Origin of the sequence: Protofrankia sp. CiP1_Cm_nod1, from assembly GCF_920888515.1 — a bacterium.
GTDB lineage: Bacteria > Actinomycetota > Actinomycetes > Frankiales > Frankiaceae > Protofrankia.
Map to the genome: position 1 here is coordinate 1 of NZ_CAKKTM010000221.1, position 11,433 is coordinate 11,433.

An 11,433-nucleotide genomic window follows, 5' to 3' on the forward strand; every position below is an offset into this window, starting at 1 on the left:
CCCATGGCCCCCGGGCCATCCCGTACCGTGCTGCATGCCCTTCTGGTCGAACGCGCGATGACGTATTCGCTCTTCGAACGAGAATATGCTCGGGTCTCGGCGCTGCTATACGAAGAGACGGGCGACCGCGTATTCCGTAACGCGACGCTGGCGGAACCGACCCTGCGTCGCTGGACCAGCGGTGGCCTGAGACGGCTGCCAGCCCATCCGGCCCCGGCCGTTCTGGAACGCATGTTCGGCCTGCCGGTGATCCAGCTTCTCGCCAGCCCGGAGCCCGACAAGGTTCACCAGGCGGCTGCGCCAGCACTGACCGAAAGCGACATTGAAATGACGGCACGAGAGGCCGCGGGGCATGCCTCCGAAGCAGCGGCAAGCACCTTGCCGGAGATGACCATTGACCAGGTCGAAGACGACATAAGGCATCTGGCTGCAGGCTACGGCGCCCTCGCGCTTCCTGATGCCTACCAACAGGCCCGCCTTCTCCTGGAGGTCTCCCAGCGGCACCTCGACCGGACGCGGTCTCCTCGTCAGCAAGCTCGGCTGTATCTCCTTGCAGGCGAGGCTGCGGCGCTCTGCGGCGCCGCGTGTTTCGATCTGTTCTTGCTGCGGTCCGCCGCGCAGTTCGCCCGGACGGCGTTCCTCTACGGGCAGACGATCGAGTTCGGTCCGCTTCAAGCCTATGCGTACGGCGTTCTCGCCTACATCTCCTACTGGCAAGATCGCCCGGCGGAGGCCGTGCGCCATGCGCAGGCAGCCGCCCAGGCCCAGGGAGTCGGCACGGTGGGAAGGCGACGCATCGCCGTCATCGCCGGCCGCGCCTGGGGGCATCTGGGTGACGCGGCATCGGCTCGCGCCGCGATGACGCATGCCGAGCGTCTGACAGATCCATCGGCACGGGATGACCTGCACGACATCGGCGGCGAGTTCGGCATGAGCGTGGAACGCATGCTCATGAGCAACGCCTCGACTTCCCTTCTTCTGAACGACGCCTCGGCTGCGGCGGCGAACGCGCAGGCCGCCCTTGACAGTTACGGGGCGCTGCCCAGCGACCAGCGCCCCGCGATGTCCATTGCGCAGGCGCATGCCGATCTCGCCCATGCCCGTCTTCTGCTCGGGGAGATGGACGGCGTGGCCGAGGCGCTTGACGCCGTGCTTTCGCTGCCGGCCGCGTGGCGAGGCACAGGGATTGTGCAGCGCGTGAACAGCATCCGCCAAAGACTCCTGGTGCCCGCCCTGGGCCAAGCACAGCCTCTACGCGATTATGGCGACGCCATCGAGGACTGGACCGCCAGGGCACCCGGCCAGCCGCAGGCGACACACCTTGGGCTGCCCCAGCAGGAGAGCTGATCGCGCCAGCTCACCCGCCCGAGGCGTGCCCGGTCTACGTCGAAGCCAGCCGTGCGGTCGTGAGCAGGCCGGCCTCGACATCCGGGCTGATCCCGTGCTCATCCCAGCGTGGGTGCGCCACCGGCCGCCCGCCCGACTCCATCCACTTCCATGTATCGAGAACGGTCTCGCGGATCGGCCGTGTCGACAACCCGGCAGCCCGCGCCGCTGACGAGTCCACCGCCCACACGCCCGCGCTCGTCCGCCACAGCGGCAGCTCCGTCCACTGCTTCACCCCAGCGTCCAGCAGGATCCGGTCGGGCACCCATTCGACGACGCCACGACCACCCGTCACCTCGAGACAGGCGTTCAGAAGATCACCGAAGGTCTCGTCGCCAAGTGCGGTGATGTTGAAGCTGCCATCCTCGGCAGCGGCGGCCCGGTCAAGCGCAAAAGACGCGACGTCGCGCACGTCCACCGGCTGAATCCGGCGGTCCGGCGTCCCGGGCCCCAGGATGGTGCCACCGCGAGCGGCCCGAGCCAGCCACCACGGCAGCCTCCCGACGTACTCGCCCGGCCCCAGGATGACGCCAGGACGCAGAATCACAGAACGGTCATCCCCGAAGGCATGCCGGACCGCTCTCTCCGCGCCGGCCTTCTGCCGGCCGTAGTACCAGTCCGGCCCCGTCCAGCCCGGGGGCAGCCGGCCGAAGTCGGCATCCGCATCGGCCGGAGCCTCGAGCAGCTCAGAATGATCGTCCAACGGCTCGTTCGGCCACCCCCGGTAGACATTCACCGTGGACACGTAGACATAGGTGCCGGCCAGCGGCTCCAGGAGTCTCGCCCCGGCCAGGACATCCCGCGGCGCCAGCTCGGACGCGGACGTGTCGATCACGGCATCCCACCGGCCGTGCTCGGCGAGCGCGGCCAGGTCACGCCCGCTCGTCCTGTCCCCGGTCACGGCAACCGCCCCCGCCGGCGGAAGACCGGAATGCCCTCTGGTGAACGTGGTCACCGCCCAGCCTCGTGCGAGTGCGTCGGCCGCCACCGCCTTGCCGAGGAACCACGTGCCACCAAGCAGAAGAACACGCACCCTCCGATGCTGCCGCACACAAGCCCCTACAGGCCAGGACGAATCGCCCTACAGTCAGGATTGGCACCGACGGCATACATGTAGGGCTGTCCTGGCCGAATGTGTGGGCCAGGACACGGATGACGGCCCCACCGTGACTGTGATCTTCGCCCGCCTTGGCTCGACCGCCCGACCGCCGACGTCACCGCGGAACGGATCAAGCGCCGACCTGTCCTCGGGGGCCTGTTCGACGAATACGAACGAGCCGCTTGAAAGCCCGGCCCAACGCCGGTGGCCGAGTCCTGGAACCCTCACAGGGTCGCCCTTCCGAAGCTGGATCATTCGGTTTGACGTGATGACTGCGTCAATCTATCGTCGATGCGTGCTGTACCCCACCCCGGCCCTCCGCCCTGCCGACGATCAGGTGCTCGGTGAGATCGACGGTATGCGGGAGGCGCTGCGGCACCAGATCCGGACCACGCCGTCGAAGTGGACCGAGGGGCTCCGGAAGTTCCTGACCGCCGATGCCGTCGCGGCCTCGAACTCCATCGAGGGCTTCAGGGTATCCACGGTCGACGTCCAGGATCTGATGGACGGCGAGCGAGACGTCGAGGTCTCCGACGAGAACCGTGAGGAGACCCTCGCTTATCAGCGGATGATGACGTACATCCAGACGCTCCACGATGCCGCGGACTTCAGCTACAGCAAGAGCCTGCTCAACGCTCTGCACTGGATGTTGCAGGGCCACCGTCACACCGCGCGCAGGCCGGCCGGGCAGTGGCGCCGCGGCCCCGTCCACGTCACCGACGCCCGCGACCCCGGCATCGCGGCCTACACGGCCCCGGACGCCGATGCCGTCCCCGCGCTGATGCGGGAACTCGTCGACTGGCTGGGCGCCGACAGCGGCACCCATCCGCTGGTGCGAGCGGCGATGGCGCATCTGCACCTGGTGTCCATCCATCCCTGGGCCGACGGGAACGGCCGGATGGCCCGTTCGCTGCAGACGCTCATGATCGCACGTGAGGGTGTCCTGGCCCCGGAGTTCTCGTCCATCGAGGCGTGGCTCGGCCGTCCCGGCAACACCTGGGAGTACTACCGCGAACTCGCCGACCGGGGCCCGACGTACCTTCCCGACCAGGACGTCTCCAGCTGGATACGCTTCAATCTGACCGCCTACCACCAGCAGGCCCAGAGCGTTCAGGGCCGGCTCGACCGCTCCGGGCGGGTAGGGGGCGCGCTCTTCGCATTCGCCGGGAGCACCGGTCTGGACGAGCGGGTGGTCACCGCCCTGCACGACGTGGCCGTGGCCGGCCGCGTCCGCCGCTCACGCTACGAGCATGCCGAGGGGCTGAGCCTGCAGCAGGCGCAACGCGACCTGCGCGACCTCACCGCCGCCGGAGTCCTGGAACCGGTCGGCCGGACCCGGGCCCGCTACTACACGGCAGGCCCCCGCTTCCCTCAGCCGGCACTCGATGTCGCCCGCACACCCATGACCCTGAGGAATCCCTACACCAGCTGATAAGCAAGCCGCCGCTCGTCGGACGTAAGCTTTACTTATGGCGACAGAAGTAAAGCGGCGGCCCGGTGTCACCAGGGTCTCCCGCAAGCACCAGGTCACACTGCCTGTCGACGTGCTTCGGGCCGCGGGCCTTGGTCCCGGCGACGAGCTTCGGGTGACTGCCGACGGGCGCGGCAGGCTGGTCCTCACCGCTGTTCGGGATCCCCTCGAGGAGCTGATCGGTTCCGCCCCGGGGCTGTCCGCCGTGACCGATCTTGAGATGCTGCGGAACGAATGGGAGCGGTAGTCCTCGACACGAGCGTGATCCTCGCGTTGTTCGACCCGCAGGACGCCCTGCACGCCTGTTCAGCCCAGGCGGCCCGCCGTCGGCGTGACGCCGGTGATGTTTTCCTGCTGCCGGCAACCGTGCTGGCCGAGCTGCTCGTGGGCGCCGCGCGCAGGAGCGAGGAGGAGGTCGCCACGCGCCGGCGGCTTACCACCGCCGCGTTCGGGCCGCCGTATCCCGTGGACGAGGCTGTCGCGGTCGCCGCCGCCCTCCGGCGGGCGCGGCACCAGTCCTTACGACTACCGGACGCGCTCGTGCTCGCTACCGCTGACGTCGTCGACGCTGACACCATCCTGACCGGTGACAGGCGCTGGAAGGGCCTCGACAGCCGGGTCAAGGTCGTCCAGTAGGCGCGGGGATGACGCCAGGGGCGCGGGTCGGTCGCTGGCATCCTCCACGGTCAGAAGTCCTCGTCGAAGGTGACGGTTCCGGTCAAGGAAGACCCAGTTCGTCCCGGACGCCAGCCCGTTGAGCAGGCCCCGGGATCTCAGGAAGTACACATAGGCGAAGGCGCGGGCCCGCTCGACGTGTACTCGCTGCGCCAGCCGCTTGGCGTCGTCGCCAGGATCACCCTGTCCAGCTTCCCCGCCATGATCCCGCTGTGGAAGGCGGCACCCGAAACCTGTTCCGAAACCTGTTCCGAAACCTGTTCCGGGCCCGGGCCGCCGTGGCCCGGGTTATCGTGACGACCGGTCAGGTCTGGCTGTTGAGATAGCCGATGCCCATCGCGCCCCACCATCCGGCCTGGGACAGCAGGTTACTGATCACCGATCGGGCCAGGAGCATCCGGGACGCAACGGTGGCGGACCGTTCCAGACGGTGCTGGACCGCCTGGATATGCAGGCCGTTGAGCGCGATGAGGAGCACCAGCCCGATCTTCACCCGTGTTATCGGCGTGGACAGGTCGGGATGCAGCAGGACACCGCTGAGCACGAGCCCCGCCAGCCCGGCCCAGATCAGCAGATGCAGGCCGTCCGCCACCCGGATGATGTCCGGGAAGCTGCGCCGGCCGGACAGCCACAACAGCGCGAAGAAGTCGATGGCGAGGACCGCGCCGAACCCTGCCACGAGTGAGGCGAGATGGACGAACAGGGCGGCGGTGTGCAGGACCGGGTCGGCGGTGACGTGGGTGGCGGTCCAGACGGCCGCCGCCCACCCGATGATGAGGATCATCCCGGCCGCGAGGAAACGGGCCCACCGTGGCAGAACTCCGCCGTTGGGTGGGGAGGCCTGGGTGATGATCAGAGCCGGGACGGGTCGCGTGTCCGCGGCCAGGGAAATGAGCTGATCGGGAGCTGTCCCTCCACCATCGGTCATGATCAGTGCTTGAGCGTGACGTCGGTGAAGGTGGCAGTCGCGCCGCTGGCCAACGCTGGCGTATGACCTTCCTCACCGTGCTGGAAGAAGGTCGGTATCCCGACTGTCGCGCGCAGCGTGTAGCTGCCGTCCCGCGGGATTGTGAAGTTGTCCGTGTGGTGGAAGCACTCGGCGTAGCAGAAGTTGAGCGTCTTCTCGTCCACGGCCGTGCCCTTGTCGTCGACGACCGCGAGTGTGACCGGTGCGTTCGGCACGATCCGGCCGGTGGCCGCCTCGATGGGGATGATCTCGATGTGGTGTGTCTCGCCGGCGGCGGGCCTGCGGAGCACCTGTTGCCCGTCGTTGCCCTCATACCAGCTTTCGGTGGCCTCGACCACGCCCTCCGGCGCCGCGGTGGAGGCGGTCGAGGTGCTGGCCGGGTGTCCCGGGGATGTCGTCGTGGCGCCGGTCGTCGAGTCGTCGGAGCAGGCGGTGAGGCCGAGCGGCAGGGAGACGGGCAGCGCGAGAAGGGCTGTTCGCCGGGACACGCATCCTCCTTCAGGAAGGCTTAACTATTAAGTTAGGATAACCTAAATGAATCACGTTTCGTCAACTAAATAACTCTTTCCACCTATGGAAACACTCTCCGTGATAACTATGGGCTGATGGGAGGCCTCGGCTTCCCGGCGCACCGTCGACAAGGATGATCCGACAAGGATGATCCGAATCATGCCCGGGTGCTCATGGGCCTTGCGTGAGGCGGCGGACAGGCGTGGGAGAAGAAGGTGGGCCGGTCAGTCATGCCGGAAACCGGCGCCGGTGCGGTCGAGCGGGTCGGGCGGGAGCCCGAGGGAGGTGGCGCGCAGGTGCTCCCAGGCGGCCAGCCGACTGAAGTCGGGGACGGCGCGTATCTGCTGGCTGTCGGTGAGGAAGGGGCCGGGGAGCAGCACGGTCATCTGAAAATCTGACCGCCGCCGACGATATCGACCCTGCGCCCGCGGTCCGCCGGGAATCCTGACGGTACAGATTCTGGTAGTACAAGCTCCGGCAGCACACATGACGGCACGTGCGGGCACCACGTACACCGACCGCCTCTCCAGCACCTCGTGGAATGGGTCTTTCCGGTGCCGTGGCCGGTCTCCTGGCTGACGGGTCCGCGCCTCCGGCCGGCCTTCCCAGGCGTGTGACGCCCAGTGACCTCCGCTGCGCCGCGGACGAGGCCGAAGACTTCCCGATCACAGTGGCGAGGGCCGCGCCGGTACTCCACCGGCTTCCCGAACACCACGGCCGGATCAGGCTACCCATCCGGGCCGGACACCTACAAGGATTGACATCTGAGCAGATGGCCAACTATGCGGCAGGGCCGCGCAGGGGGCTGCTCCACGGGGGCTGCCCCACGCAGGGGTGAGGCGTGGGCGGCGGCCGTCGATGGGAGTATGCGATCCATGCACCGCATCGCGCCGGCCCGGCCGGCCAAGGTGATCGACGGCGACCGGGCCTGCGATGCCGCAGGCGCGGTGGCGGACCGGGGCCGCATCCAGCACTGGGCGGCACGGTTCGCGATACTCGCGGACCCGGGGCGCCTCGCGATCATGATCGCGGTCCGTCATGCCGGCCCGATCTCCGTCTCCGGCCCGGCGGCCGGAGTGGGCATGAACGACACAGCGGTCTCGCAGGCGTTACGCATTCTCCGTTACCACGCCGTGGTCTCCCCGCACCGGGACGGACGTGTCATCTGCTACACCCTCAGTGACAACAGCATTGTCGACCTGCTGGACGGCGTCCATCCCGCCCCCGTTCTCGCGCACAACGGCACCGTGCACCCGGACAGCTCCGAGGAGAAACCGCATCCGCCGGCGCCGGCGACGGGCTGAGTGTCTGTCGCGGTGAGCCTGCCGAGGTGAGACGTCATTTTTTCGGGGGTCTGCTCATCGTCCGCCGGTGACGTATTGTCGTCCACGCCGCGGACCCGCTGATCTGGAAGACGGGTATCGGCAGCAGGACGGCCGACACCGCGCTGCCGGACAGCGGCACCGTGCGCGCGCACCAGAACCGCGCGAAGGCCGCGTCGCGGTACAGCGACGCGGCCTGGCGGTGGTGCGTTTTTCGCGGCCCTGGCCGCCTCCTCGGCCTCCCCGGGTTCCGCGGCCTCACCGGTACCGGTGGCGACAGGCGCCCGGCGGTACCGACGAGGTGGCCCCTGCGGTGGCCCGCGGCCCGGGACGCTGCCGGCCGGCAGCGATGGTCACCAGCCGGCCGGCCACGACCCGGGTCAGCCCTGGCGGGACTGCCGGGCCGCGGTGTGGCGGGCCGCGACGTCGGCCCAGTTGACGATGTTCCACAGGGCGGTGACGTAGTCGGCCTTGACGTTCTTGTACTGCAGGTAGAAGGCGTGCTCCCAGGCGTCGAAGACCAGCAGCGGGGTGCTGCCGACGCCGACGTTGCCCTGGTGGTCGTAGACCTGCTCGATCAGGAGCCGGTCGGCGACGGGCTCGTAGGACAGCACACCCCAGCCGGAGCCCTGGATCGTGCTGGTGGCGGCGGTGAGCTGGGCCTTGAACGCGTCGAACGAGCCGAAGTCGTTGGCCACGGCGTCGGCGAGGGCGCCGTCGGGCTTGTCACCGCCGTCGGGGGAGAGGTTCTGCCAGTAGAGCGAGTGCAGGACGTGGCCGGAGACGTTGAACGCGAGCGTCTTCTCCAGGCCGACGATGGCGGCGAAGTCGCCCTTGTCGCGGGCCTCGGCGAGCTTGTCGAGGGTGGTGTTGGCACCGGCGACGTAGGCGGCGTGGTGTTTGTCGTGATGCAGCTGAAGGATCTCGCCGCTGATCGACGGCTCGAGGGCGGCGTAGTCGTAGGGCAGGTCGGGCAGTGCGTAGGTCGCCACTGGCGTGGAGTCCTCTCATCACGGTGAGAAATGGGACAGGTACAGGACGGAACACGGCGGATCCGTTCCTGGCTCTTGGGGCGCGGCCTCTCGGGGCGTGGCACCGGATGGGCTCGGCCGGCCGCGACGCGCGTGCGCCAGGCCGCCGGTCAGGGCGGCGGTCAGGGCGGCGGCTCGGTGACGTAGGCCCGTTGGATCGCGGCGAGCACGTCGCGCGGCCCACTGTCCGGGCCGGCGCGTTCGGCCAGGTGGTCGAGGGTGATGCCGCACAGCGTGGACAGGCCGAGGACGAGTTCGGCCACGGCCGCCGCGGGGTCCGCGCGCTCGGCGCCGTCGGCCATGACCCGCTGGACGCTGGCCCAGAAGAAGCCGGGGTCGTCGGCCGAGTCGGTGTAGGCGGTCATGACCTCGATCGCCACCGGCAGGCATCCCCCGGGGCCGCTCCCGATGTCACGCATCGCTACTCCTTGTCGTCAGCGCCGTCTACAACGATGCCTGTCGCGGCGTCCACCGGCGTCGTCACGAACGCCATCGTGAAGTACTTGTAATAAGGCTGTAACTGTAGGCCGTCCACAGTCGAAAAATGTAACTATATGTTTATCTATAATTACTATTAGTGGTAATTTGTTATACGCGATGAGGTCCGGCCTGCTCGCCGAGTGTGTCTCCTTCTCGCGGCCGTGCCGGCGCTCCCATGGCCGCCTCTCGCTACGCTCCGCTTCTTCCCGCTCCGCTTCGTTCGGCTTCGCTTCGTTCGGTTTCGTTCCCGCGCGTCGCGCCGGTGGCGAGCGGCCGGGCGAGGGCGACAGTTTGCAATCTATTACTTCCTGCAAGTGTCTTGCAGGAAGTGGCGGAGATGGTTAGCGTCCGCAGGCGCACCCACCCCGTCGGCGCTGCCGGGGCCGTCCATCCGGGAAGGATTCCGTCATGGCCGCTCAGGTCGACACCCCGCGCGCGGCGCGGCTCACCCGCATCCGCCAGGCACTCGGCCCGCGGGAGTGGGCGAGCGTGGCCGGCATGGCCGGCGTCATCATCGGGCTGCACGTGACCGGCTGGTTCGCCCTGATCGCGATCATCGCTCCGCGGCACTACCACTTCGGCGCCGACGGCCAGGTGTTCGGCATCGGCCTCGGGGTCACCGCCTACACCCTGGGGCTGCGCCACGCCTTCGACGCCGACCACATCGCCGCGATCGACAACACCACCCGCAAGCTGATGACCGACGGCCAGCGGCCGCTGTCGGTCGGGTTCTTCTTCTCCCTCGGCCACTCCACGATCGTCTTCGCGCTGGCGTTCCTGTTCGGCATCGGGATACGTTCGCTGGCCGGGCAGGTCGAGGACGACGGCTCCACCCTGCACGCCGTCACCGGCTGGATCGGCACCACCGTCTCCGGCGGCTTCCTCTACCTCATCGCCGCGATCAACCTCGGCGTGCTGCTGGGGATCCTGGGGGTGTTCCGGGACATGCGGCACGGGCGCTACGACGAGGCCGCCCTCGAGGAGCAGCTGAACTCCCGCGGCCTGATGAACCGGCTGCTCGGCCGCGTCACCAGGGCGATCACCAGGCCGTGGCAGATGTACCCGCTGGGTGTCCTGTTCGGTCTCGGCTTCGACACCGCCACCGAGGTCGCGCTGTTGTTCCTGGCCGCCGGGGCGGCCGGGGCCGGGCTGCCCTGGTACGCCATCCTCGTGCTGCCGGTCCTGTTCGCCGCGGGCATGAGCCTGCTGGACACCATCGACGGGTCGTTCATGAACTTCGCCTACGGCTGGGCGTTCTCCAGGCCCGTCCGCAAGGTCTACTACAACATCATGATCACCGGGCTGTCGGTCGCGGTCGCCTTCCTCATCGGCACCGTGGAACTTCTCGGCATCCTCGCCGAGAAGGCAAGCCTCACCGGCGGTTTCTGGGACTGGGTCAGCGGCCTGGACCTCAACATCCTCGGCTACTTCGTCGTCGCCCTGTTCGCCCTGACCTGGGCGGCCGCGCTGCTGGTGTGGAAGTACGGGCGCATCGAGGAGAAGTGGTCCCCCAGCAGCCGCGAGCACACCCGACAGGCCGAGCCCGCGAGCTGACCTCGGCCGCGCGCCCGGCGCGGCCGCCGTTCCGGCAGTAGTCGATCATGTCCGCATCCGCGCACACGCCCGCCGGCGGGTGGACGGGGCGGGCGGACGGTGCGGGCGGGTCATCCCACAGCCGGACGGAGTTCATCCCAGAGGGTGATGCGGGCCACGTTCCCCCGGAATATCGTCCTCAGCTGTGTAAGGAATGATTTCGGCGAACGAGGATCTGTTCCATACGGGGCGAACGTGCGGGATACCGCGGGCGGACGGCGTGGAGGGCCTGGTGGTCGAGGCGTTTGTGGTCGTCGGTGTGACGCGACGGGCCCGGCTGGCGGACCCCTGTTCGTTCCGGCGGCCGGCCGGCGCGTACCGGCCCCGCCCGGAACGCGCCGGCCGGACACTGCCGGGCGCCGTGGTGGGCTGTTGTCGTCCGGCCCCGCGGGTGGGCTGAACATTTCCCGGGAAGGCCCGTCTCCCCGAGCGGGCCGGTATCTCCCGAGAAGGTCGATATTTCGAAGTTCCGAGTTTTTGTTCCGGCTCGTGAAGGCTCGCGCAAGGACAAGGAGAAGTCGTGGCGCACTACAATTTCGGGATCAAATGGCTGAAAGCGTTCCGGGAGAGCGCTGAGGCGGTCTGCAAGCTCTACGACGACGAGAACTTCGTCTTCGAGGACGTGATGCTCGACCAGCACAACATCAACAACAAGCCGGATCTGCATCGCCTTTTCGCCCCGTACGCGAACAAGGACCCGGAGAACGGCATTGGCATCCACAACTTCCGGATTCGCTCCTACATCGGCAACGAGCGGGTGGGCCTGCTCCGCTGGGAGTGGAGCCCCGAGCACGCCGCGGTCTTCCTCGGCCTGGACGTCGCGAACAAGCCGTTCGGCACCCAGGGCCACACCTTCCACATCTACAACGAGAAGGGCCTGATCGTCCGCGAGTCCTCCT

12 protein-coding genes, 1 pseudogene and 1 riboswitch are annotated in these 11,433 nt (G+C 68.4%); of the genes and pseudogenes, 7 read left to right on the plus strand and 6 right to left on the minus strand.

The window, feature by feature from the left end; all coding sequences use genetic code 11:
• The coding region (locus NBX02_RS10290) for a hypothetical protein (protein WP_250291124.1) at window positions 1–1,347 on the plus strand (1,347 nt) is incomplete at its 5' end.
• Window positions 1,348–1,381: 34 nt separating this feature from the next.
• On the opposite strand, the gene NBX02_RS10295 is transcribed toward NBX02_RS10290, so the two are convergent.
• Window positions 1,382–2,419 (minus strand): NAD-dependent epimerase/dehydratase family protein, encoded by a 1,038-nt coding sequence (locus NBX02_RS10295; RefSeq protein ID WP_250291125.1) that lies wholly within the window; start codon window positions 2,417–2,419, stop codon window positions 1,382–1,384.
• Window positions 2,420–2,780: 361 nt separating this feature from the next.
• On the opposite strand from NBX02_RS10295, the gene NBX02_RS10300 reads away from it, so the two are divergent.
• The 3 genes from NBX02_RS10300 to NBX02_RS10310 are packed head-to-tail and all read left to right on the plus strand — an operon-like array spanning window position 2,781 to window position 4,592.
• A complete protein-coding gene (locus NBX02_RS10300; RefSeq protein ID WP_445548354.1) occupies window positions 2,781–3,917 on the plus strand; it encodes a Fic family protein in 1,137 nt (378 codons plus the stop codon).
• Window positions 3,918–3,954: 37 nt separating this feature from the next.
• The gene (locus NBX02_RS10305; RefSeq protein WP_250281042.1) at window positions 3,955–4,203 is read left to right on the plus strand and encodes an AbrB/MazE/SpoVT family DNA-binding domain-containing protein; all 249 of its coding nucleotides are present in this window, start codon (window positions 3,955–3,957) and stop codon (window positions 4,201–4,203) included.
• Complete coding sequence (locus NBX02_RS10310; RefSeq protein ID WP_250291130.1) at window positions 4,191–4,592, plus strand: type II toxin-antitoxin system VapC family toxin; 402 nt, start codon at window positions 4,191–4,193, stop codon at window positions 4,590–4,592. The genes NBX02_RS10305 and NBX02_RS10310 overlap by 13 nt, the downstream gene beginning before the upstream one ends.
• A gap of 343 nt (window positions 4,593–4,935) precedes the next feature.
• Here the strand turns inward: NBX02_RS10310 and NBX02_RS10315 are convergent, their stop codons facing one another.
• From NBX02_RS10315 to NBX02_RS10325, 3 genes are all read right to left on the minus strand, one after another.
• Entirely contained in the window at window positions 4,936–5,559 is a 624-nt protein-coding gene (locus tag NBX02_RS10315) for a hypothetical protein (protein ID WP_250281039.1), read from the minus strand.
• Between the two features lie 2 nt (window positions 5,560–5,561).
• Window positions 5,562–6,086 (minus strand): hypothetical protein, encoded by a 525-nt coding sequence (locus NBX02_RS10320; RefSeq protein ID WP_250281037.1) that lies wholly within the window; start codon window positions 6,084–6,086, stop codon window positions 5,562–5,564.
• 246 nt (window positions 6,087–6,332) lie between these two features.
• On the minus strand, window positions 6,333–6,494 hold the full coding sequence (locus NBX02_RS10325) for a DUF7676 family protein (protein WP_250281034.1): 162 nt from the start codon (window positions 6,492–6,494) through the stop codon (window positions 6,333–6,335).
• Window positions 6,495–6,652: 158 nt separating this feature from the next.
• A riboswitch (cobalamin riboswitch) is annotated at window positions 6,653–6,839 on the minus strand.
• 144 nt (window positions 6,840–6,983) lie between these two features.
• Here NBX02_RS10325 and NBX02_RS10330 point away from each other — a divergent pair.
• Window positions 6,984–7,412 (plus strand): ArsR/SmtB family transcription factor, encoded by a 429-nt coding sequence (locus NBX02_RS10330; protein ID WP_250281032.1) that lies wholly within the window; start codon window positions 6,984–6,986, stop codon window positions 7,410–7,412.
• Window positions 7,413–7,810: 398 nt separating this feature from the next.
• Here the strand turns inward: NBX02_RS10330 and NBX02_RS10335 are convergent, their stop codons facing one another.
• Together NBX02_RS10335 and NBX02_RS10340 are read right to left on the minus strand one after the other, a co-directional pair.
• Window positions 7,811–8,422, minus strand: coding sequence for a superoxide dismutase (locus tag NBX02_RS10335; protein ID WP_250281030.1), 612 nt, complete (start codon window positions 8,420–8,422; stop codon window positions 7,811–7,813).
• A 161-nt stretch (window positions 8,423–8,583) separates the two neighbouring features.
• Window positions 8,584–8,880 carry a hypothetical protein gene (locus NBX02_RS10340; RefSeq protein WP_250281028.1) on the minus strand — a complete coding sequence of 99 codons (297 nt, stop codon included), beginning with the start codon at window positions 8,878–8,880 and terminating at the stop codon, window positions 8,584–8,586.
• A gap of 469 nt (window positions 8,881–9,349) precedes the next feature.
• Here NBX02_RS10340 and NBX02_RS10345 point away from each other — a divergent pair, with 469 nt between their 5' ends.
• Both NBX02_RS10345 and NBX02_RS10350 read left to right on the plus strand, forming a co-directional pair.
• Window positions 9,350–10,495: a HoxN/HupN/NixA family nickel/cobalt transporter gene (locus NBX02_RS10345; protein WP_250281026.1), complete on the plus strand. Its 1,146-nt coding sequence runs from the start codon at window positions 9,350–9,352 to the stop codon at window positions 10,493–10,495.
• A gap of 559 nt (window positions 10,496–11,054) precedes the next feature.
• A pseudogene (locus NBX02_RS10350) lies at window positions 11,055–11,433 on the plus strand (hypothetical protein); the annotation flags it as partial.